The sequence below is a fragment of the Rania fehmarnensis genome (assembly GCF_056494185.1).
The window spans coordinates 6883727-6908101 of the sequence record NZ_CM151398.1 but is presented as its reverse complement, the minus strand read 5'-3'; the positions used below and the strand labels follow the sequence as shown (position 1 = coordinate 6908101).

At 55.1% G+C, this 24375-nt stretch carries 16 protein-coding genes; 15 read left to right on the top strand and 1 reads right to left on the bottom strand.

Annotated features, from left to right (window positions below; genetic code table 11):
- Positions 1-27 precede the first annotated feature (27 nt).
- The gene (locus SH573x_RS23440) at positions 28-1449 is read left to right on the top strand and encodes an outer membrane protein assembly factor BamB family protein (RefSeq protein ID WP_479350309.1); all 1422 of its coding nucleotides are present in this window, start codon (positions 28-30) and stop codon (positions 1447-1449) included.
- Here SH573x_RS23440 and SH573x_RS23435 read toward each other — a convergent pair.
- The gene (locus SH573x_RS23435; RefSeq protein ID WP_479350308.1) at positions 1436-4204 is read right to left on the bottom strand and encodes a secretin GspD/PilQ domain-containing protein; all 2769 of its coding nucleotides are present in this window, start codon (positions 4202-4204) and stop codon (positions 1436-1438) included. The two genes, SH573x_RS23440 and SH573x_RS23435, sit on opposite strands and share 14 nt — an antisense overlap.
- A 618-nt stretch (positions 4205-4822) precedes the next feature.
- On the opposite strand from SH573x_RS23435, the gene SH573x_RS23430 reads away from it, so the two are divergent.
- The 14 genes from SH573x_RS23430 (at position 4823) to SH573x_RS23365 (ending at position 24331) form a co-directional block, all read left to right on the top strand.
- Positions 4823-6454 (top strand): GspE/PulE family protein, encoded by a 1632-nt coding sequence (locus SH573x_RS23430; RefSeq protein ID WP_479350307.1) that lies wholly within the window; start codon positions 4823-4825, stop codon positions 6452-6454.
- 17 nt (positions 6455-6471) lie between these two features.
- The gene (locus tag SH573x_RS23425) at positions 6472-7671 is read left to right on the top strand and encodes a type II secretion system F family protein (protein WP_479350306.1); all 1200 of its coding nucleotides are present in this window, start codon (positions 6472-6474) and stop codon (positions 7669-7671) included.
- Between the two features lie 47 nt (positions 7672-7718).
- Positions 7719-8174, top strand: coding sequence for a type II secretion system major pseudopilin GspG (gene gspG / locus SH573x_RS23420; protein ID WP_479350304.1), 456 nt, complete (start codon positions 7719-7721; stop codon positions 8172-8174).
- 21 nt (positions 8175-8195) lie between these two features.
- The gene (locus tag SH573x_RS23415; RefSeq protein ID WP_479350302.1) at positions 8196-8645 is read left to right on the top strand and encodes a prepilin-type N-terminal cleavage/methylation domain-containing protein; all 450 of its coding nucleotides are present in this window, start codon (positions 8196-8198) and stop codon (positions 8643-8645) included.
- Positions 8642-9073 (top strand): type IV pilus modification PilV family protein, encoded by a 432-nt coding sequence (locus tag SH573x_RS23410; RefSeq protein WP_479350301.1) that lies wholly within the window; start codon positions 8642-8644, stop codon positions 9071-9073. Before SH573x_RS23415 ends, SH573x_RS23410 begins: the two co-directional genes overlap by 4 nt.
- Entirely contained in the window at positions 9070-9852 is a 783-nt protein-coding gene (locus SH573x_RS23405; RefSeq protein WP_479350299.1) for a type II secretion system protein GspJ, read from the top strand. Before SH573x_RS23410 ends, SH573x_RS23405 begins: the two co-directional genes overlap by 4 nt.
- Positions 9853-9854: 2 nt before the next feature.
- Positions 9855-11414 carry a type II secretion system minor pseudopilin gene (locus tag SH573x_RS23400; protein ID WP_479350298.1) on the top strand — a complete coding sequence of 520 codons (1560 nt, stop codon included), beginning with the start codon at positions 9855-9857 and terminating at the stop codon, positions 11412-11414.
- Positions 11411-12880 (top strand): PilN domain-containing protein, encoded by a 1470-nt coding sequence (locus SH573x_RS23395; protein ID WP_479350296.1) that lies wholly within the window; start codon positions 11411-11413, stop codon positions 12878-12880. Before SH573x_RS23400 ends, SH573x_RS23395 begins: the two co-directional genes overlap by 4 nt.
- A complete protein-coding gene (locus SH573x_RS23390) occupies positions 12867-13826 on the top strand; it encodes a hypothetical protein (protein ID WP_479350295.1) in 960 nt (319 codons plus the stop codon). The genes SH573x_RS23395 and SH573x_RS23390 overlap by 14 nt, the downstream gene beginning before the upstream one ends.
- Positions 13819-16275: a beta-ketoacyl-[acyl-carrier-protein] synthase family protein gene (locus SH573x_RS23385; RefSeq protein WP_479350294.1), complete on the top strand. Its 2457-nt coding sequence runs from the start codon at positions 13819-13821 to the stop codon at positions 16273-16275. Before SH573x_RS23390 ends, SH573x_RS23385 begins: the two co-directional genes overlap by 8 nt.
- A 40-nt stretch (positions 16276-16315) precedes the next feature.
- Entirely contained in the window at positions 16316-18715 is a 2400-nt protein-coding gene (locus SH573x_RS23380; protein ID WP_479350293.1) for a beta-ketoacyl synthase N-terminal-like domain-containing protein, read from the top strand.
- 17 nt (positions 18716-18732) lie between these two features.
- Positions 18733-21201, top strand: a complete 2469-nt coding sequence (locus tag SH573x_RS23375) for a beta-ketoacyl synthase N-terminal-like domain-containing protein (RefSeq protein ID WP_479350292.1) — start codon at positions 18733-18735, stop codon at positions 21199-21201.
- A 139-nt stretch (positions 21202-21340) separates the two neighbouring features.
- The gene (locus tag SH573x_RS23370) at positions 21341-22057 is read left to right on the top strand and encodes an SDR family oxidoreductase (protein WP_479350290.1); all 717 of its coding nucleotides are present in this window, start codon (positions 21341-21343) and stop codon (positions 22055-22057) included.
- Between the two features lie 273 nt (positions 22058-22330).
- The gene (locus SH573x_RS23365; protein ID WP_479350288.1) at positions 22331-24331 is read left to right on the top strand and encodes a cytochrome-c peroxidase; all 2001 of its coding nucleotides are present in this window, start codon (positions 22331-22333) and stop codon (positions 24329-24331) included.
- The last annotated feature ends 44 nt before the right edge of the window (positions 24332-24375 follow it).

Below are 24375 nucleotides of genomic sequence, written 5' to 3'. Positions count from 1 at the left end.
TGCAGATTGCAGATTGAGGATCCAAGCATGAAGTGGCGTTACGCATGGCTCTGTGCATTACTAACTTCCGGCTCGCTATGTCAGCTGAGAGCTGAAGATTGGAGTCGCTTTCGCGGTCCCAATGGTTCGGGCATCGCTGCGAGCGCGATGGCCCTGCCGGAGAAATTCAACGCGACTGAGAATCTGCAATGGAAGGTCGAGTTACCTGGCCCCGGGTCTTCCTCGCCGATCATCGTCGGCAATCGCGTATTGGTAACCTGTTGGAGCGGTTACGGTTTGTCGCGCGAAGACCCTGGCGATATTAAAGCCCTCAAGCTGCATCTGCTCTGCTACGATCGTCAGAGCAGCCAGCAGTTATGGAATACCGTCGTCGATCCCTACTTCCCTGAAGAAGAATATCGCGGCATGTTCGCCGAACACGGTTATGCCTCACACACGCCGGTCAGCGATGGTCAAAGTGTGTACGTGTACTTCGGCAAGACAGGTTTGTTTGCCTTCGACCTGGACGGCAAGAAACTGTGGAACAAGTCTGTAGGTTCAGGCGCAGGCATGCGCGGCTGGGGCACTGCTTCTAGCCCCATTCTCTACCAGGACCTGGTTATCGTAACTGCATCGGCGGAAAACAATTCCATCGTAGCCTTTAACAAACAAACTGGTGAGCAAGTCTGGAAACAAGAAGCCGATGGTCTGGTGGGTACTTGGGGCACGCCGATTTTGGTGGAAGTTGACAAATCTCGCACTGATCTGGTCTTGGGCGTACCGTATGAAATCTGGGGACTCAATCCCGAAACAGGCAAGTTACGTTGGTTTTGCGACGCGTCGCAAGACGATTCGTATTGCTCGAGCGTCGTAGCCGATGGCGATATCGTCTACGCAGTCGAAGGTCGCGGTGGCGGTTCATTCGCCATTCGAGCCGGCGGTAAGGATGATGTTACCAAGTCGCATGTGGTTTGGAGCGGGCAAGGTCGCAATCGAATTGGCACTCCCGTGGTCTACGAAGGTCGTGTGTACTTCATTTCTAATCGCGTCATCAACTGCTTAGACGCCAAAACCGGTAGCGAAGTTTATCAAGGTCGCCTGGCGGCCGGCGGTGGACAAGTTGCACCGAGAGGACCGAGTGGTGGACCCGGAGGCGGAGGCCCTGGAGGCGGAGGCCCTGGCGGCGGAGGCCCTGGTGGAGGAGGCCCGGGTCGCGGTGGTCGTGGCGGCGGCGGAATGGGCGGAATGGGCGGACAAGACTACTCATCGCCAGTAATCGGCGATGGCAAGTTATATTACGTAGCTCGCAGTGGCGACATCTACGTGGTGAAACTCGGGTCGGCCTTTCAACTGCTCAGCGTTAATCGACTGACCGATCAAACGGAAGACTTCAGCGCTTCACCGGCGATCAGCGACAATCAGCTGTTCATTCGCTCCAGCAAGCATCTGTACTGCGTTACTCAGAAGTGATAACTTGCTCGATGATCGGCCCGCCCTCTGGCGGGCCGCTGAGTAGATTGCCATGAATCTCGGCGGCGCGCTCTAGTGGAGCGTGAATGCGATTGACTTCAGAGTCTTTGTACGCATCGCTGGCTTGGTCATCAGCAATGATGTGAGGCGTCAGGAAGATCAACAGCTCTTTGCGCGCGACGTTATTGTAATCGTAGCGGAATAAGCGACCGATCAACGGTATGCGCGAGAGACCTGGCACGCGCCGCTGGATCGTCTCTTCATCACGCGTGATCATACCACCTAGCACAATCGTCTGACCGGCTCGCGCACTGACGGTGGCCTGCGCAGTGGTAATGTCCTTGATCGGGGCTTGGATCACTGTGCCGTTGCGGGCATCGGTGAAGATGGGCACACCGGTACCAGGCTGCAACTTGAAGGCGCTCTTTTCAGCGCTGACCTTGATCTGAATCAATCCATCGGGACTGACATTGGGCGTCATCTTCAGGATGATACCTGCTTGGTCTTGGCGAATGATGGGATTCGCAGTGCCGACCGCGGTGACATTGACACCGTCGACAACCGGAACCTGTTGGCCAATTTGAATGAAGGCTTCTTTGTTATCGACCGTTCGAATCTGGGGGCGAGAGAGCACATCGACTTCATAGTTGGCTTGCAGAGCTCGCAGTAACAGACTGACGCTGTTGGAGCTGGCCGACAGGACGAGTCCTCCGAAGCCCAACTGGGAATTTGTCCTGCCGACTCCCAAGTTGCCAAGACCTTGAGCGCCCAGAACATTCGGACTGATCGCGGTGTTGTTGCCTAGTGCCTGATTATTGAAGTTGAATCCAGGTGCTGATGTCTGCGAAACAACATTCTGATTGCTAGTCTGTACACCGTTGGCCGAGGTGTTCGTCTGTTGCAAGGTGACCAGGTTGTCAATGACACTGCGATTGAAGAGTACGCTGTCTTGCAACCCTAGTTCTGCGCCGAGTTCTCGGACGTTCCCGAGGTTCACTTCCAGAATCAGACCTTGCAGGATCACCTGTGCTCGCGCTTGATCCAGCTGACAAATCAGGGCTTGAATTTCGGCTACTTCCGCAGGCGTGCCGCTAATGAGCAGGCTATTTGTCTCGCGATCGGCAATGACACGCGTCGATGACAATCCACTGCTGGATGCTGAAACTGCCGATGCTTGAACAACGCTGCCACCACCTGCGCCACCGGAAGCGGTGGTGACGCTGGCGGCGTTAAAATTCGAACCCAAGTGTGCCGAGATGGTCCCGGCCATGCTTTCGGCAGTGGTATTCTTTAAGTGAAAGACCACTGTCTGCATATCGCTGGCAGCCAGTCCATAGCCGCCCAGGATGTCGCGAGCGCGACGCAAGTAAGCACCTGTGTCGGTGACGACCAAGCGACTTGAATTGGATACCACCTGCGCACGACCAACGCGGCTTAATAGCGGTTGAATCTCATTCATCACCATTGGCGCATCGGTTGACTTGATGGGAATAGCCACCGATGCCAGGTCGTTGCGACCTAGTAGATCAATCTGGCGCATAGGTACAAACGGAACGATGCCTTCTTGCACCGGGGCACCGGCCGAGACGGTTGTCAGTTTATTACCGTTGCGAATCAGCAGGAAACCTTCGTTCAGCAAGTAATCGTTCAACAGGTCGAGCGCTTCGGAAGCCGCGTAGGGACGTTCGTCGACGAAGTTAAATTGACCTGTTGGTTCCGACACCATCTGCAGCGCTAAACCATTTTGCTTAGCAAAGCTGCGAATCACGAGTGACCAAGGTGCATTCTGAAAGTTGAATTGCCAGACTGGTTCCACACCAGAGGGCAATTCCGAAGTGATGATCGACTGTCCCAGTTCGCTAGCGGCATACGCGCCATTGGTAGGTATCTCGATATTGCCCGTAATATTACTCGTCACATTGTTGGGCACATTGTTGGGCACATTGTTTGGAGCGGTGATTACACCCACCAGCGGCGGATCGATAACATCGCCGGCTTGAGCAGTCGACCAGGGTTGGTTCTGCCCAGGGGTCAGTTGAACGTTCGGTTGCTCATTGGCATTGGGCGGGAACGTATTGGCAGGCGCTTGCGAGAAAGTCGGCTGAGCACCAAATTGGTTTGTAGGCAGTTGCGGAGGAGCAGGCAGCGTTTGCACTTGACGTTCTGGCAGGGCCGGAGCCGACAAGGGCTGTTCGGTTGGCACTTGAGCCAGTGTCGGCGCTGCAGTTTGCCGCGGCACAAACGCGGGTTGTTGCGGAACAACTGGCTGCGTGAATGAAGTATTGGGTACTTGCAACGTGGTCACGCGTCGTGGATTTGCGGGCGCAGTAATTGTTTGAACGGTTGGTGGATCTTGAAATACGAGTCCATTTGTTCTGGCCGGTAGCTGTGCAACGGTTGGTGTTGGCAAAGGTGCGCGTGTGGGTGGCGCAAGCGTGGCTACACGTGCAGCGGGAGCTGGTGCAAATGTGGGTGGCGTCAACTGATTGACAACGGTCGGTTGAGGTGCCACTACTGCCGTTGGCGGCAGTGGTCTTTGAAAGGTCAAACTACGAGGATCAAATGCCGGTGACGAGACCAAACTGGGTCTCGAACCAAAAACGCTGGGACCTTCTAACGTCAACGCACCCGTCGCTGGTGGATTGGTCGAACGTGACGCGCTGCTGGATTGATCCGCATCCCGAAGGATCGGTGTCGGCGGTGGTGGACTGAGAATTTCGAGTTGAGTTCGAACTGCGGCGATCGCTGGCGCCATCTGATCCAATTCCAACTTCTCCGTGCTGGACTGCGCAGACGGAGGCAACGCACTGCGCTGATGCGCACTGGGCTGTGGCGGAGTCAAGATGGATAATTGGGGTGCCTGCGAAGGTGGCGACATCACCGAGACAGTTGGGGGCTTGGGCTGCGCGACCTGACTCACCGTTAGCTTGGGAGCCTCAAGCGTGGAGGGTGATGATTTGGGAGGAATTGGTTGGCTAATGTTGGTTCGAGTTGGCGGACTCAATACTGCGGGAGTTTGCGCAGGGCAAATTTTAGGGGCTATAAAACAGTGTGCGCACATGCATACACATAGAATCAGCCCGACCTCTGCTCGAGGCGCTGGAATGGCTTTTGACTGTGATAGCAAACGCATCATGGAAATTGGCGCGGGCCCCACGAAAGTGAGATTTGATCGTACAACTGGTCTATTCGGCAAGGTCGGGATAATCCCTACACTCTTTCTGCTATCGCGCGGCCACTATCATTGACATGGCTAAGTTGGGCAATTGGCAAAATACAGGCGATACAGACCCGATAGTTGTCCCCGCTAATCTAAGTTTTCCAGTCCTCATATACGAAGGCAGGTCTTTCGTTCGCTGGCTGGGAAGCAACCGTGAAGAATTCGCCCGATGGCTCGATCCAATCAAAAAGCTGGACAGGTACTCAAAACCTGACGATCAGTTCCGCGGAAGCTGCGCTATATTGGGGGCTGGAGTTTGTTGACCTAAACCTCTTTCAACCCAATGCAGAGCTGCTATCGCGGTTCCCAGCTCCCGTTCTGTTCCGCCATGCTGTGCTGCCCCTGAAGACCAGTGGCCAGCGCATTCAAATCGCCCTCAGCGATCCTCGGAACTTTGGTGTGCTGGAAGAACTCACCGCCTTCTCCGGCGTGCTGCTCGAACCGGTGCTCAGCGATCGCAACAAAATTGAAAAGATCTTGCGTCAACATTTTGGCGTAGGTGGTGGTACCGTCCATGATCTGCTCTCAGGTGACGATGCCCCTAGTGCATCCAGCCAGTCGGAAACCGGACAAGTTGTGGATGCCGAAGAGACAGCTTCGGTGATCAAGCTAGTGAACGAATTGTTGGCCGAAGCAGTTCGTCAAGAAGCCAGCGACATTCACTTAGAACCTGAAGGTCAGCAATTGGTCGTCCGCTTGCGCGTCGATGGCGTTCTGCATCGACAGTCGATACCGGCCGATTTCTATCGCTTCCGCTCGGCTATCGTCAGTCGATTGAAAATCATGTCACGCTTGAATATTGCTGAAAAGCGCATAGCACAAGACGGCGCGTTCCGCATTCAAGTTCAAGGTCGCGATCTGGATGTGCGCGTTAGTGTTATTCCGATGCAGTTTGGCGAAGGCGTTGTCATGCGTCTACTCGACAAGAGTCGCATGCAACTGTCGCTGACCGGTTTAGCCATTCCCGAGCAGGTGTTATCCAGTTGGTCCCAGTTGATTCAACAGCCACACGGCATGTTGCTGGTCACCGGTCCCACCGGAAGCGGCAAAACGACCACGCTGTATTCTTCGATCCAGCAGATCAATACCGAAGACAAAAAGATTGTCACGATTGAGGATCCAATCGAATACACTCTGCGTGGAACCAATCAAATTCAGGTGCATACCAAAGTCGGTTTGACTTTTGCCTCTGGACTGCGGAGCGTGTTGCGCCATGATCCCGACGTCATTCTGATCGGCGAAATTCGCGATCAAGACACAGCCACTGCCTGCATCCAGGCTGCATTGACTGGTCACCTGGTGTTATCGACGTTGCACACCAACGATGCGGTGGGCGCGTTTACTCGCCTGGTCGATATGGGTGTCGAACGATTCTTGGTATCCAGTACGGTCCATGGAGTCTTGGCTCAACGCCTGGTTCGTCGACTCTGCGGACAGTGCCATCAACTGGCAGCCGTGGATCGTCAATCACTGCCCGGCGACTTCCCCATTCAACTGTTGACTGCGGCGCAAACCAGTCGCAATCAAGTTCATTTGTATCAACCGCGGGGCTGTTCGGCCTGCAATCAAACTGGTTACCGCGGACGCCTGGCCATTTTCGAGCTGTTGCGTTCCAGCAGCGAGATACGTCGGCTGGTCTCTCAAGGGGCCAGCCAAGATGAACTGCGCCAGGTGGCAACGTCACAAGGTATGAGTACTCTGCGCCAGTCTGGCTGGCAACGAGTCTTGGCCGGTGAAACCACGATCGACGAAGTCTTGCGCGTTGCGACTTCGGAAATGGATTGATCGAGGAGTCATCGACTATGCCACAATTCGCCTATGAAGCTCAGAACAGCGCCGGACAATTAGTTCGCGGCGTGCTGCAATCAACCACGCAGCGCGATGCGGTGCGTCAGCTGAACGAGTTGCGATTGCTACCGCTGAATCTAGTCGAACAATCGATAGCGCGGGCCAACCGCGTGCGGGTTTCAGCTTCGCGTTTGGCATCGCTATATCAAATGTTGTCTGACTTGCTCGAGTCAGGCATGCCTCTGATGAAGTCCCTGGAGTTGGTGGCTGGGCAATCCACTGATCACGCTCTGGCTGGCATGCTGACCGAGATTACGCGGCGCGTGGCTGATGGTGACACATTGTCGAAGGCTTTGAGTGCCTACGCCAATGTCTTCGATGAGCTTACCTGCAATATGATTCGCGCAGGCGAAGAGGGTGGCTTCTTGGAGGAGTCGTTGAGACGCCTGGCTGCCTTGCATCAACGTCGGTCTGCCTTACGCGGCAGCCTGTTGGGCGCCATTGCCTATCCGAGCTTCCTCCTACTCGTTGGTGCTGTGGTGGTCGCGGGCATGATGATGTTTTTTGTGCCCAAGTTCGAGCCACTGTTCGATCGCTTGCGCACCAGTGGCCAATTGCCGTGGAGCACCAGTACATTGCTTGCCATTAGCGGGTTGATGCGCAACTACTGGTTGATGATGAGTGTTGCTCTGACGGGCGTGGGTGGGGCGATTGCTCTGTGGGCGTCTTCGGATTCAGGAAAGCTGAAAATCGATGGCTGGAAACTAAAGTTGAGACTCTTCGGTCCCATCTTTACCGGCGCAGCCCTATCGGTGTACTGCCGAGTGTTGGGCACGCTGCTTGGCAATGGTGTACCGATGCTTGATTCACTGCGTATTGCGCACGGTACAACCGGCAATCGCGCCTTGCAACTGGTCGTCGATCGGGCCGCGAAGCGCGTCGCAGCTGGCGGCACCTTGGCTGACAACCTATCAGGCTCAGATTATTTTCCGCGCGAAATCGTGGAAGTATTGCGAATTGGTGAAAAGGCCAATCGTCTCGATACGGTACTGATCAAACTGGCCGATCAACTCGACCAGCGAACTCAAAACCAACTCGGCATACTCGCCAAACTTATCGAGCCGGCGCTGATGGTCGTGATGGCAGCTGTTATTGGTTTCATGATGTTGGCCCTGCTCATGCCCGTGTTCCTATCGAGCGGACGCTTTAACTGAACAATTGATGAATCAACTTGCCCAAGAAAAGGACCAGGTGATCCGTTATGCACAAAAATAATCGCACCCACCCGCGCCGCGATGATCGGCGTATGGGCTTCACCTTGATGGAGTTGTTATTGGTCTTGGCCATCCTGGGTGTGCTGATGGCCATGGTTGTTCCCGAACTATTGGGACGACAAAAGTATGCCAACATCGATGCCACCCAAGTTAGCGTTCGCGGTGCCGAACAAGCGCTCAAGATGTATGCCGTCGATCATCTGGGCGAGTTTCCCTCGACCAACGAAGGCTGGCCGGCGCTCATGCAAGCCAAGTCAGCCCAAGATCGCCGCTGGCGTGGACCGTACCTGGAACGTCAACCATTGGATGCGTGGGGAACGGAACTGAAATACGAGTTCCCAGGTCGACATAACAAAACAGGTTTCGATATCTCCTCGGCAGGTCCGGACAAAATGTTCGGTACCGATGACGACATCGGCAATTGGATAAGTGCCACGAACTAACAACCGCCAGTCCTACGACTCATGAACCGTCGCGCCGCACTGACACTTATTGAACTGCTGCTGGTACTAGCCGTGTTGGCTAGTGCTGCGTGCATGGTGCTGCCAAATCTATTTGGCAGGCAACAGCATATGCAGTTGCGCGCACAGGCGGCGGAATTTGCAAATCAGTTGCGAAATACGCGTCAATTCGCCATCGATCAAGCGACTTCAATGTGTGTTGGCTTCAATGATGATGGAACTAGTTACTGGCGATATGAGCTGCATCAGCCGTCGTCGAAGACTCAGGTTCTACTTGGACACGGTATTACGTTGCATTCGATTGCTCGCCAACCCAAGCCTCCCACCGAAGTTGTCTTTCATCCAGACGGCTCGGCGAGCCCATGTCAAGTCGAAGTACGAGCCCATCACGGCTCGATGTTGCTGACCATCGAGCGATTGACGGGCAATGTCACTTTGGAGGACATGCCATGATGAGCTCCAAGGTTACGAGCACACGGAATAAATCGCGCCGTGGATTGACATTGCTGGAAGTTTTGCTGGCTACCGCGCTGCTCGGAATGGCCCTAACGGCGCTGGCTCAGTTGCAATCAGCGGGCGTGCGCGCGGCGCTGGGCGCTCAACTGGAAGCCGAGGCCGCGTTGATTTGTCAAACCGAAATGGATTCACTGGTTTGCGGTGCGACAGACGCGCAAGACTCCAAGCTCAGCGGTCTGCGTTCCATTGCGCCACTAGCCTCTGATCCGACCTGGTCGCGACGGATTGTCGTCGAGGCTACCCCAACACCCGAGTTGCAGTCGATAACAGTTGAGATCTATCGCAGTAACGCACTACATGGCAATCCTCTGGCCAGGCTGACACGCTGGATGGCGTCTGCATCAACGGCAGGAGGCCAGCCATGAGCAAGTATCGATCGCACACAGCGTTTACGCTGCTAGAAACTATATTGGCTCTGGGCTTGAGCAGCTTTCTCCTGATTGTTGTCTTCAGCCTGGTCGAATCGACCGCGCGTTATCACATCACCGGAAACGATCAGATCCTGGCTAGCGAGCGCCTCTTGGGTGTCTTGCAAGACTTGCGATTTGATTTGCGTTCGGTCGCTGCAGATCCTGCCTGGAACTTGCCTGCGCACTGCGAGCAACCGCAGGATGAAATGGATGCCAAGATCGCTAAGTTCACTCAGGAGTTGCAGCTGAAGGATCTGGCTGCTTATGCAGAGCCGATTGTTTTGGCGGGCGAGCGCGATTGGTTATTGATTCTGCCCAACTCAGTCAATCCGCGCATGATCGAGGGTGACTGGCCAGGACCTCGCAGCGGCCAACAAGTAGTCTGGACACTCGGTGGTGCCAACTCTACCGTTGTTCCAACACATGACGATCACGGTCGCACGCTAACCACGCGTCTGGTCGATTTGCCCCGTGGAGGATTGTGGCGGGTTGAGCTAAATCCATCATCATCATCCAGCACTGCAAATCGCACTCTGATCGCACATGCGCAGGGCGTGCAATTTCGCTACTTCGATGGTGGGCAATGGCGCTTGAGCTGGAATTCTGCCCAGCAGCACGCCTTGCCGCGCGCCGTTGAGCTGACGCTGGTTTCCGACGATTCACGCGTACGTCAGTGGACAATTGCTCTGTCGACTTCTTCGTCATCGACGAAGCAGCCCGAGGAGATGCGCTGACTATGATGGGCCGAAATCAAGCTTCACGACGTCGCGGTTTCTTGTTGCCGATGGTGTTGGTCCTGGTGGCCACACTCTCACTGGCGGTGTCAATTTTCGCCGAGCAGATGTTGGCCGAATACCGCGTCACCCATTCACTGGCAGCGCAACTGGTGGCCGGCAGCGCAGCGGACTCGGGAGTGGAGTATGCGCTTGCGCTTTCGCGCTCTTCGCAAAAAACGTTTGCCCGTGCAGAAAAGTTTGAGGGCAAACAGAGCATCGACTCTGCCTCGGCCCACTTTGTGATCCTCAAAAACTGGCAAGCACTAGATCAGTCAATCACTGGCAATTATGGCCTGGCCAATGAATCCGGCAAATTGAACCTGAACGGGCTGCCCACTAGTACTGGCGAGATTCCACAAGTCCGGCAACGCTTGACGCAATTACCGCGCATGACTCCGCAAATCGCGGATGCCATCATGGACTGGATCGATGCCGATGGCCAACCACGGCCACTGGGAGCGGAGGCTGCCTGGTACAGCGCACAACATGCAACGCGTCTACCGACTCAGCGGCCACTCAAAGATTTGTCGGAGCTGCTACTGATTCGCGGTGTCACGCCGGAGCTACTCTTTGGCGAAGACACCAATGGCAACGGCTGGCTGGACGACAATGAAAATGACGGTAGCGTTTCATGGCCAGTCGATAACTCTGATGGAATGCTCGATCGCGGCTGGAGTGCCTATCTGACGGTACTCGCCCACGAATCTAATTTCCGAGCACCTCAACAATTCAAAGTCAATATCAACGAGCGCGACCTGGTAAAACTGTACGATGCCCTGCTGCCGTTGCTGGGGCAAGAGGCTACGCGGTTTGTAGTGGCCATGCGATTGGATGGGCCTCGCCAGCAAGGCGTTGTTCAACGAGATTCCGTTCAAACAGAAACCGACGAACGTGTGCGTTCAGCCCCAGAACGCTTGAAGAATCAACTTGATCGTCCTAGTCGCAATCAAGCTGGCAAGTCTGCGCAGGTGCGTGATGGTTTGGATCTCAGCGCGGAGCCCGCGTTTACGTTCAAGTCGCTGGTGGACCTGATCGACCAAGAAGTCCTCACCCTGCGCGATGGTCAGCAGACACTCCTGAAGAGTCCTTGGGAGACGTCGCAGTTGGATGCTGCCCTTGAGCAACTCGAGCGCGCATGTACGACACAACCTGGCCCACAAAACCTCTCACGTATCAACGTCGCCTTCGCTCCAGTTGAAGTACTGAAAACCATCCCTAATCTGGACGCTAATAAGGCGTCGGCCATCGTCTCACGCAGTCGCTATCACCTCCATGCACGCAGCATCGGTTGGTTGGTAAGTGAAGGTCTGATGACCCTTGAGCAGTTGCGCGAGTTTGCACCGTACTTGACCGTAGGGGGCGAAGTCTGGCGCGGCTCGAGTGTCGGCTGGACCGATGGGCAGGCAACCGGAGTCGCACGACACTTCGTTATCGATACATCCCCTGATCGAAATTGCATCGTCTCCATGCAGGATTCGCTGCCTCTGAGTCTGAAAAAATTGAAAGGACTAGTACCATGAGAACGGACTGGTCAGATCGTCGCTCTCGCGTGCAATCATCATCACACAGTGCCTTCCTGATGGTTGATTGGACCGGTGCCTGGCTATCGGTAACCGAAGTTACGCGCGATGGTGCGACAACGAAAGTCGGACGCACCTTTAAACAAGCTATCAATACAGATGATCCGCAAGGCCAAGTGGCGGCCACCGCCTGGCTAAGTCAACTGATCAAGCGTGAACGATTGACTGCTCGACAAGCCATTGTCTGCGCGCCGCGTCGCTATGTGGCTTTCAAGTTGTTGACCATGCCGTCCGTTAGCGATGACCGACTAGCCGAAGCGGTGCATTTGCAGTGCGAGGCGATTTTCCCCGTAGCCATCGCCGATTTGGTGATCGACTTTGTAGCGCAGCCGATGACTGCGGGGCAGACCGAGCGCGCGGTTCTGGTGGCTGCGATTCCACGGCCACAAGTCGAGCGCATCAAAGGATGTATGGCGGCGGTCGACTTGGAATGCAACGCGATCGTGGTACCCGAACTGGCCATGGCCCGCAGCGAAGTCACCGCGGTGGTGGATGCCGAAGCGATCATCTTGCTCAGTCCCGCCAAAATTGAATTCACCATTCGCTCGCGCAGTATGCCTATCCTGTGTTATGCGGCCAAGGCACCGGTCGAGACCAGCATGCCCGGTGAAGTCATCAGTACGCTCCGGCGTGTGTTGGCTTCCGTCCCGCCTTCGGTTTTGGATCGCCCGTTGTCGAGCATTCGCTTTCTGCAAACGCCTGCCACTGGCAGTGATCCTCTAACTGCCGTCGTTCAACCTGCATGGGTAGATCAACTCCGGCGCGAATTGCTAATCAAAGTCTCCTATCGCTATGTCCAGCGCGAAGAAGAGATGAAAGCTGAGTCCCTCCTGTCAGCTCTAGCCGATGCGCAGTGTCGAATCAACTTTGCTGTCCCGCGCAAACCGATTGATCATCGACGCGTCGCGTCTAAGCAGCGAGTAAAAGTTGCTGCAGCCATCGCGGCCATGGTGCTGTTGGGCTGGATGCTCGCGCGGATCAACACGGCTCGCTTGGACGGCCAGATTAGCGCGCTGCAGCGACAGCAACGGGAGCTCGAGCAGCAGATTGCCAAAGAGCAACCTCGCTGGGAACAAGTGGCTCTGGTTGCCAAGTGGCAAAACAAGCAACTCGACTACAGTCGCTTACTCAGCCAATACATAGCAGCTTTGCCCGGCTCCGAAAATTTGATGTTGTCGCGCGTCGAAGTGATTCAAACCGGAGATGGTGCCAGCGAATTGAACGTCGAGGGACTGGCCAAGAACTCGCAGTGCGTCAACAACCTGGTTAACGAATTGATCAATAACCCACAGTACAGCAAGACGCAGTTGAAACGTTTAGAAGCTAAGCCAGGCGACAATCGCTACAACGCCGAATTTGCCATCACCGTAGTTCTGTCAGGAGGTGAGCCATATGTTGAAAACTAATCTCAATCGAATCAACAGTTGGTTCCGGACTCCGCAAGAGCAGCGGCTGGCGATTGGACTGCTGTGCTGCTTGACCCTGTTTGTGGGTTATCGCCTGGTCAAGGCCAGCCAGGGTCTCTGGAGCTTGCAGTATGCGCGCATCGGTCGCTTACAAATGCAAATTAGCGAGTTGGAACACGAAATTGAAACCAATCGCCAATTGACCATTCAACATTTGCGCAATCAAGCCGAGAGCTTGCCGGCTGATAGCACGGTGGCGGGCACGCGCTATTACTCTTGGTTACACGAATTGGCCGCGAAACATGGTTGGCAAGATATCAAAATCGACAGCACAACCCCGGTTAGCGAAACTGGATTAGGGGATCGACTCACGCTCTCGCTGCAAGGGCGAGCAGCGATTGAATCGATTGGTGCCTTGGTAGATGAATTTGAAACCTACAACTTACTGCACGGCATGACGCGTTTGCAGTTAACCGATATCTCATCGACCGGACGCGATGGACGCGTATCGCTATCGATTGAAACGCTCAGCTTGCCGGATGCACCTGCCGATCTGGCGCTGGCCGTTTCCCCTGAGCAATTGGAGCGAGAAGACGGGTTGGCGGCGACGCTGAGCAAACACAATCCCTTTCGCCGCTATGAACCACCCAAGCCCGTTGTTGCCAGTCCAGTTATCGTCGCCCCCGTCATTGATCACTTAAGCAAGGTGCGGTTTGTCGGTGTGGTCCAGCGCGATGGTGTGTCACAAGCCTGGTTCTACGATTCTCTGAACAATGACGAGTTATTACTAGTCGAAGGTAAACCAGTATCGATTGATGAGTTTGATGGCCAGCTGAAGTCCATCAGCTCAGAAGCAATAACTATTACCAGTCGTGATCAGACTTTTACAATGCGGTTGGGACAGGATCTCCGAGCAGCTTTACAAGAGGGAAGCCGATATGAGTAAGGTGAACGACCGCGTGGTTATTTCGGGCATGGGAATCTTCTGTCCGATTGGTACGACGCTAGAGGAAGTGATAGCCAATTTGAAGAACTGTCGCGGTGCAGTCCGACAGATTGAGGCCTTCAAGACCGATGAACTATCGATCAAGCATGCTGCTGAGATTCCCAACTATGATCCGCTGAAGTACTTCAGCCCGGCTGAGGCGGAAGGTCTGGATCGCACCGCGCAGTTCGGAATTCTAGCTGCCAAACGTGCGCTGGAAGATTCGAAGTTACCCGCTGACACCGTGCATTCAGAGAGATTAGCCTTGGTCACGGGCATTTGTGCCGGCGGCCAGGGTGACCCGCCGCAAAAGAAGGTCAATCCATTTGACATCAACCTATATGCATTCCCCGACACGGCCATCTACGTTCAATCCGATGCTATTGGCCATGCGCTAGGATTGCACGGTCCACGTAGCACCGTATCGACGGCCTGCGCCTCCAGTGGCACGGCCTTGGCATTTGCTTATGAATGGATTCGTACAGGCAGAGCTGACTACGTACTAGTTGGTGGTGCAGATGCATTTTCGGTATTCACTTATGCAGGTTTTTACGCGCTCGGTGCGATGGCCCCGATGCCCATTTCCCCCTTTAGTGAAGGCATCGGAGTCAGCTTCGGCGAGGGTGCAGGCTTTGTTGTGCTGGAATCGTTGGCTCGCGCCCGAGCGCGTGATGCCCACATCTATGGCGAGTTCTTGGGCTACGGTTTGTCCGGTGATGCGCACCACGTCACCTCACCGCATCCGGCTGGCGAAGGACTAAAGCGGGCCTTGGTGCGTTGCTTGGACCGGGCGGGACTGCAGCCAGAGGAAGTCGATTACATCAATGCCCACGGTACTGGCACTCGCGACAACGACACTTCGGAAACGCAAGCTGTTTCTGCACTGTACGAAGGCAAGAAGATTCCGCCGATGAGCTCGACGAAATCTTACTTCGGGCACACGCTGGGCGCAGCTGGAGTCCTCGAGTTCATCGTTTCGGTGCTGGCGATGAAGGAAGGCTTCATACCGCCGACCATTAACTTCGATGTCGCCCGTCCAGGATGTGAGTTGGACTATGTGCCCAATGAGCCGCGCGATGGCACCATTCGAGCCTTCGTCTCCAACTCGGCCGCCTTCGGTGGTGTGAACTGTGCCGTATCCGCCGGTCAATTGCGAACCAGTGTGGTCGAGTCACCCAGCGAACTGGATGAGATTTGGATCACCGGTATTGGCGTAGTTTCACCGATCGGTTGCGGTCGCGAAGCGTTTCGCGAGGGACTGCGCGAAGGTAAGAGCGGCATACGTGCGATCGATCGCTTTGATACCGCACCGTTTAAATCCAAACACGCAGCCTTGGTCGATGGTTTCAATGCACGCAAGTTGGCACCCACCCTGGACGTGCGGCGTTCCGATATGCTGACCCGTTATGCGATGGTAGCGACTGGACTGGCGTTTCAAGATAGCAAGATCGACTTGCGCAATGCCGACCCAGATCGCATGGGGTTGGTGATGGGACTGACCTATGGCTCAATCACCGTGCAAGATGATTTCCAAAGCAGTCTGATCAAAGATGGTTTGGAGAAGATGAGCGCCAAGTATTTTCCGTCGATGGTGTTATCGACTATAGGTGGTCAAGTTTCGCAAGCATTCAAACTGCGGGGCGTTAACAACACCGTGGTAGACGGTATCACCAGTGGATTGACGGCCGTAGTGCACGCTTACGATCTGCTGCGCAACGATCCACACCAGGATGCCATCGCCGTTGTGTCTGCTGATGAAATCGGCACGTTGTTCTACGACGTCTTCAATCGTCGCGGCTGGTTGGCTGCCGACGAGGATGGTCAACCTTCTTTGCTGCGACCGTACGGAGCAGGTAACGGCTACATCGTAGGTGAAGGCGGGGCTGCGCTGATACTTGAGCGAGCTTCGATTGCTCGCAAACGTGGAGCTAAACCTCTAGCACGTATCAGCGGTGTTGGTGCCACTGCCGATTCATTCGCCTATCGCGACCTGGATCCAAGTCCGCTCTACTTCGCGCATGCGATTGAATCAGCCCTGGCAGAAGCCGGCTGTGATAAGTCGGCAATCGATTGGGTCATCGGACACGGTCGCGGTATGCCACGCTATGACCAGCGCGAATTAGCGGGACTGGCCGAGGTGTTCGGCCAGCGCACGCCACCGATCAGCTGTCTGAGCGGCAATCTGGGCGTCGCGGGTGCCTCGTCAGGCCTATTCAGTCTGGCTGCGGCCACATTGGGTATCGAACATGGCGAAGCCTATCCAATAACTTCGATCGATGCGAATGTCCATTGGCCAGTTCCAGTTGTCCAGGGCAATCCCTTGACCGGTCAATTCAATCGCGTGTTGGTTTGCGGTAGCACCGAACACGGCAACAACCATGCCATCCTCGTGCAGCGCGTCGACGCATAAGTCAACCACCATTCGATTCAAGATCAAGCGATAAACTACTATGAATGAACCATTGCGAATTGTTGTCTCGGGGATGGGCGTCTGGTGCCCAATCGGCAAGAACATCCAAGAGATGACCGCTGCGCTGTGCAGTGGTCAGACCGGTATCAAGGGACATGATGACATTATCCCCGGGACCAAAGTTTGGGCTGCCTTAGTCGATGGCTACGATCCCAGTCATCACTTTAGTCCCGAGGAACAAGATCGATTTGATCGCACTGCTCAAATGGGTTACCTGGCCGCAGCTCAAGCCCTAACCGATGCGGGTGTCGAAGTTCCCGAGGATCCCACTCGCTGTGCTCTGGTGTTAGGCACCAGCCACGGAGGGCGTTCGCAACTAGATCGCTTTGTCGACACCGGCAGCGATATTGAAGCGGAGTCGATGCCACGCCGCTTGTTGGAGACATCGGCTCACTATCACCAAACAGCGGCGGTGGCTTCCAAACTGGGAATTCACGGACCCGCCATTACGCTATCGAATGCGTGCAGTTCCAGCGGCGCCGCTATTGGTTATGCCATTGAACTGGTGCGGAGTGGTAAGTGCGACTGGGTGTTGGCAGGGGGAGCCGATGGCTTTTCCAAGTTGACCTTCGCAGGCTTTGCCTCGCTGGGAGCGATGGCCGATGGACCATGCGCTCCATTTAGCGAGCCAATTGGACTGAGTTTGGGTGACGGCGCAGGCTTTGTCGTTATCGAATCGGCCGAGCGCGCGCAGGCTCGAGGCGCCAAGGCTCACGCAGAGCTGTACGGCTATGGTCTGAGTTGGGATGCTTATCATATCACCGCACCTGAACCTGCAGGCGAAGGAATGAATCGCGCTATATCGATGGCGCTGCAGCATGCGGGGGTCAGCCCTGATTCGGTTCACTACATCAATGTTCACGGCACCGGCACGCGTTCCAACGATGCAGCTGAGACAGTTGGATTGAAACGCTTCTTTGATGGTGCCAACGCCAATGCGGATCTCGAAGCCAGCAAAGTTCCACCTATAAGTGCGACCAAATCATTCACTGGCCACATGCTCGGTGCCTCGAGTGTGTTAGGCGTGATTACTTCGATCGTCGGCATGCAGAATGAATGGTTGCCACCCACTGCCAACTTCACTGAAGTGCGTCCGGGTTGCGAACTGGATTGCGTGCCCAATCTACCGAGACCTGCCAAGATTGATTACTTCATGGCGCAGTCGGCTGCGTTTGCAGGTGCCAACGCGGTCATAGTTGGTGGCAAGGTAGGACACGGCAATGGCAAGCGCATGTCGGCCGTTGAAGAAGACATTGTTGTCTCAGGCATCGGAATCATCTCGTCCTTGGGATTAAACGTTCAAGATTTTGCCGAGCGTGTAGCCCGTGGTGAAAGCGGACTAAGTCCCGCCAAAACACTTCACGCTGATTTGCCAGATGATCTATTGGCTGGGCTGGTCAGAGATTTTAACGCCCGCAAGCTGATGCCCACGCTCAATCTGCGTCGCGTCGATAAGGTCGCGGCCTATGCCACGGTGGCCAGTTCACTGGCGCTGCAAGATGCCAAGCTCTGGCCTGTGGCTGGTGATGGCGGCCAGATTGGCTTGGTGGTAGGCGTCGCTCGTGGGGCGGCAACCAGCTACGAAAAGTACCTTACCGGTGTCAAAGGTGGCAACTGGTCGGCGGCCAGCGCGGTTTATTTCCCTAACCTGGTTATGAGTTCGGTCGGTGGTCAGGTTTCAAGTTCGCTAGGTATTCGCGGCATCACCTCGTCGCTGGTCGGCGCAGGCAGCGCAGGTCTGCAGGCACTGACGCATGCGCTGGAGTTGTTCCGGCGCAATCCGATGCAGGACGCGGTGATTGTCGTGGCCTCGGACGAGTTGGCTCCACTTTATTTCCAACTGTTCGAACGATTGAAGTTGTTGCATCGCACGGGGGCAGAGTCATGCCCTGCGATGAACTTGGGTGAAGGTTCGGTGGCTTGGGTGTTGGAACGCGCCTCATCGGCCGCGGCTCGCGGTGCGCGCATCTGGGGTCGCGTGCGTTCTTATGCTCTGACGTGCGATGCGAATTTGCCCAGCGGTGTTGAGCCTTCAGGTAAATGGTTGCAACGAGCGATCGAATCGGCTCTTGGCAGCGGACAGATCAACAGCAGCGATGTTGCCTTGCGCTATCATCTATCCAGTGGACGCTGTCCACTAGATCGGCGCGAGCACGAAGTTTTGTCAGCCATGTTCGGGAGTGCCGCCGCACGTCACACAGTTACGCCGCAAACTGGCTATGCGGAAGCATCGTCGAGTCTGATGAACGCCACCGCGGCGCTCGCGGGTCTGCACGGCTTGGGAGTCGATCGCCATCCACAAGCAGGCGAAGTTGCACTGGTGATTGCATCGGGTGAAGAGGGCAGCCATGCGGCGGTCTGCCTGGATCGCTTCAATTGATCGATTGGGTAGGGGCGATGGATAAACAAGTTGTTGTAACGGGTCTGGGGATTTGCTGCAGTGTGGGCACCAGTGTGGCCGAAGTCGTCGAAAGTCTTCGCCAGGCACGTAGCGGTTTAAAACCGTATACTTGCCCCGAAGCACCGAATCTGACCACCAAGTTCGCTGGGACAATTGATCAATTGCCCAACGCACGTTTTTCAACAAACTTGGTAGAACGTTGGGATCGTGGAACATTGTTGGCAGCCCACGCTGCCAGCGAAGCTCTATCCCACTCAAAGCTCGATCTCGAGATGGTGGCTGGTCATCGCCTGGGATTGGCCACCGGCGCTAGCGGTAGTGGGCAGTTTCAACCCACTCAACACAATCCGCTCGAGCATGAGCACATCGAACGACACATTTCGAAAGTGCTGTTGCAACACAACGTACCCTGTTTCCAAACCGACGAACTCGCCCGGTATTTTGGTTTCCATGGACCGATGATCACTGTCTCTTCCGCTTCGGCTGGTAGTGGGATTGCGATTGGGGCGGCGCTACGCTGGTTGCAAACAGGTCAAGCGGATTTCGTATTGGCTGGCGGTGGAGAAGGCTTGTTACCGCTGAACATCATTGGCTTTGATTTCCTGGGCATTCTCGATTCCCAGCCATGTTCGCCCTTTAATCGTTCGCAGGGCATGTCGATGGGCGAGGGTGCAGGTTTCGTAACCCTCGAACGTTACGAGACGGCCCTGGCGCGTGGAGCACCCATTCTAGGGTTCTTACATGGTTGCTCGGTAACCAATGATGCCTTCGATTCCATTCAGTTTGATCCAAGTGGCGATGGGATTCGGCGCGCATTGGAAGGTGCACTCAGCGATAGTGGACTCAGGCCAGATGATATCGACTGGATTAAGTCCAGTGGCGCAGCTGGAGCCAGTCAAGACGCATCGGAGATTGCCGCTATTGGCACGGCTTTCGGAACGCACAAGCCAGTCATCTCATCGTTGGAATCAACCATGGGACACTGCAACGGGGCAGGACCTGCGATGGGACTGGTAACCAGCCTGGCATGTCAACAAGCTGACTTGATGCCAGCCACCTTGAACTACGACCAGCAACTGGCAACCTACGAGTATGACTTCGTGCCGAATCAACCCCGCTTACAAGCCTTCAATCACTTTGTGGCCACGACCGCTGCGTTTGGTGGCACCAACGTAGTTTTGGCCGGTGGCAAACAGCCAGCACCGGACTATGCAGATCGCACCTTCGTTGATGACGAAGATCCGATCGTGATTTCAGGAATTGGATTGGTGACATCGTTGGGCTGTGGTCAACGCGAATTGGCCGGGCGACTGCTAGAAGAGACTTGTCAGTGGAGCGATTTAAGTCGCTTGGATGCAAGTCATACGCGAGTAACGCAGGCGGGTCTCGTCAGAGGCTTTGAGGCTCGCAAGCTATTGTCGAGTTTTAAACTGCGTGGCGTGGATTTGCTGACACAGTATGCGGCTGCTGCGACCAAGCTGGCACTGCAAGATGCTGATCTGGAACTTCGAAACTCTGGCGATCGCGTCGGAGTAGTCACTGGCATATCTCGAGCCTCCGGTCAATCGCTCGACAAACTATTTCAAGCCTTACAAGGACCTTGGGGATCGCTGACCGTCAGCAAGGCACTCCTGCGCAAGGGGCGCTTCCTGGTCGCCAGTCAACTCGCCAACTGGTTTGGACTCAAGGGCTACACAGCGACGATTACTGATGGTTTGACCACTGGCCTGCGAGCGCTTACGGCTGCAGTCAACCAATTGCGTTGTTCACCAGAACTGGATGCTTTGGTGGTGGTGGCCGGCGACGAAGTATCGGCCATCGGTCTGCGACTGCTCGAACCACTCGGCATCTTGCACCATTTACCAAGCAGCCAGTGGCGGCCTTATGGCGACAGTAACTCGGGCATGATTGTGGGGGAAGGGGCAGTGGCTTTGGTTATCGAGCGGGCATCGGTAGCCGCTCGACGTGGTGGAGTTCCTATCGCCAGTATTGCCTCATGCGCCTCGACCTTCGATGCGCCGGCACTGACTTTGCCTGGTGACCAAATTTCATGGATGGAGGCTGACACCAGCGGCCAATGGCTGGAACAAGCGATCAACGATGCATTGGATACTGCCAAGTGCGAAGCTCAAGACATCGAGTTGGTCGTAGGCAATGGCTGTGGTGTGACTGCATACGATAGCCGCGAATGCAAGGCTGTGCGTCAAGCCATGGGGCCGACTGCCACCGTCGAATGCGTTACCAAGAACACTGGTGTCCTCGAGTCGGCCAGTGCATTGATGGCTGTCGCGGCGGCCAGCATACGTCTAGCTGCACAGCGTACTAGTGCCAACCTGACCAGTGGACAACTGCGGACAGTCGATCGTCCCGCCGGCGCATTGGTGATCGGTTCGTCCGAGATCGGCCGCAATAACGCGCTAGTGCTACGTGGCCTTAACGACACCCAAAACGAGGAGTCTAGTTAGTCAGCTATTGCATGATTTAACGACAGGCATGACACAGTTCCCCGGCGATCGACAGCTGGCGGCCCAGCGAGTTGGCTTGGGATTTCACTACGACCTACGGTATGGATAGATTTCACACTGGCCGCAGAGAGCTACTACGATGACAACACAGGTTTACGAAGAAGCCGAGTTTCGATTATTGCCCGATAGTGAACATCGAGCACTGATATTAGGTGGCAGCAGCCTGAGCGAGGCAGTCGTCGCTGAACTCTTCCGGCGCGGAATCGCCTGCGCAGTTGCTGACAGAGACCACGCAACTTATGGCGAGCAGGTAACTGTACTTGACGATTCGCTGTCGCCAGAAGAGTTAATCGAGCGAGCCAGCGCAGCCTTGGATGGCTTGACCCTGGTAGTGAACATCTGCATGCCCGACCCATCACATCCGCCAGCGAGCGTATTGAGTTACTGTGATCAGATCCTGGCACGCAGCCTGGCCGCAGCCGAGTACATGAGCAAGCATGGTGGGGGCGCGGTTGTCAATCATTGTGCCTTGCCCGTCATGTATGCAGGCGGCGATTTAGAAGCCTACATGTCAAGTTTGCGTGGTGCAATCACGGGCGTCATCCGCACGATTGCTCGCAACTACGGTCGTCAGAACGTGCGCAGTGTGGGCGTTCAAACCGCTTTGCTCGATATTCCTGAAGTTCATGCGTGGGCATCGCCCGCGGTGAAGGCTGTGGAGGTGCCCGTCAAACGTTGGGGCAGCGCAGCTGAATGCGCCAAACTGATTGCCTTCAGTGGCGTCGATGCCACTTACATCACTGGACAAATATTGATACTCGACGGCGGCTTGACCGCCGGATTGAGTGGCACCTAGATCAATGCTCGCAAGCTGCTTATGTATGGCAGCTAACCGAGCTGTGTAAGTATGACCGGGACAATCGTCAAAGTCGTGCGTCAAGTCGATGGGATTGCTTAACAGCAGACCTCGCGATGCTAGCTGACGGTTAGTTGCCAATTAGGATGGCACGCAAGGATTCCTCGTTCAGTTTCCTTACGTTCCGTTTTGTTTGTTTCGCGTTGCGTACCTACGTTTCGTTCACCAATCAAGACTTTCTCAACTACTCTTTTCTCACGAACGAGGAAACACATGCGCATTGAAAAATGTTTGCGCTCGGCTCTGCAGTCATTGCTTCTCATCACGGCTGCGGCCTGGACGGGTGATGCATTTGCCCAGCAGACGCTGACCGCGCGACCCCTAGCTCCACTGAACACAGTCAAAGTTCCAATGCCCAGCAACCTGGGCGACTTTGTACGCGATCGCGAAGCCGCCATCGCTCTTGGCAAAGCTCTGTTTTGGGACATGCAAGCTGGCTCCGATGGGATGACCGCCTGCGCTACGTGCCACTGGCATGCTGGTGCCGATGCACGTATCAGCAACACTTTGGGTTTACCTAAGCTCAACCCGCACGATGCTACGTTGCGAAGCTCTGTATCGAAGCTGACCGAAGCGGACTTCCCTTTTGTTCGCGTGGACGACCCGAACTCGGATGACGATGCTGTCAGCCCCAATGCGACGGTTTACGAAAACCGCGAAGAGATCATGGGCAGCAAGGGTGTCGAGCAACGTGATTTCGTCAAGATCGTGCCATACAACGCAGTTGAAGTGGGCAACCCGGTTTTCGATGAAGATTTCAATGTCAACGGCATCAACCTGCGGACTGTGACCTCGCGCAACACGCCCTCGGTTATCAACTCGGTCTTCAATCACCGCAACAACTGGGACGGTAGCGCTAGCTTCTATTTCAATGGTGTTAACAACGCAGGCAAACTGGATCCTGATGCCCGCGTGCTCAAAGCCAACTTCTATTACGACAGTTGGTGGGCAGCGTTCTTGGATAAACTGAGTGGCACGCGCGCACTGGCCAAATCGTACAACACCTCGGTTTCGGTGCTGTTGGACAATGCTTCGCTGGCTTCACAAGCCATGAATCCACCACTCAAAACTGAGATGGGTTGGACCGGCCGCGAGTTCAAAAACTTGGGCAAGAAGATCTACACCTTGCGACCATTGGGTCGCCAGGAAGTTTACTTTACTGATTCTTCACTGTCGCCGTACAAGAACTGGAGCGGTAAGGGACTGTGGATCAGCTATCCAGACCTTGTACGCAAAGCCTTCAAGGAAGAATGGTGGGGGTCACGTCAATGGACCAGCGACGGCTTTACCCAGATGGAATCCAACTTCGGTTTGTTCTGGGGCGTGTCGCTGCTGATGTATCAAGCCACCTTGGTCTCGGATGATACACCGCTGGATCGCTTCCTGGCCGGTGATACGACCGCCATGTCGCAACCAGCTCAAATCGGTCTGAACATCTTCACTGGAAACCTGGTACCGGGGCAACCACCAGTTCAGAGTTGCAATATCTGTCACTCAGGTCCTGAAATGACCGCTGCAGCCATCGGTGAAATTGTTCAAGCCGATGGTTCGCAAAAGTCGGTTACGATCATGTTGCGTGGTGAAAACTTCAACATACCTACCTTCTATGATCGTGGTTTCTATAACACCGGTGTTCAGCCCACTGAGTTCGACTTAGGTAATGGTGGCGATGACAAGTTCGGTTTGTTCTCACCCACCAAACGGGCTCGTTTGGGTCAAGACGTCGATCAAAAGAGTTTCGATGCTCCGATTCAAGCCTTGCCGATTGCCATTAATGGTACGTTTAAGACGCCTGGTCTGCGAAACGTAGAACTGACTGGTCCGTATTTCCACAAAGGCGGATACTTGTATCTGACGGACGTGTTGAATGTTTACGCGCGTGGGGCAGACTTCCGCCTCGAGAACATTCCTGATCTCGATCAGGGTGTTAGCGGTATTCCTGGACTGCAAGACCGTTCACGCGGTGGTATTCCAGCCCTGGAAGCTTTCTTGTTATCGATGACCGACGAACGCGTACGCAATCAGTCTGGTCCATTCGATCACCCTGAATTGCTCTTGCCCGACGGTATCGCCTCGATTAACGGCAAGACAGTGGTTGAGAAGATCACAACCTTCGCCGCAACTGGCAAGTACGGTGCGCGTGGTGGCTATTGGGGTACCAAGAATGGTCAGCCTCTGAAGACCATGCACGAAATTCTGCGTGAAGGCAATTAGGCTCGTCATAAAGCAGTTCGACTAGTTATCGAACTTCAAAGATA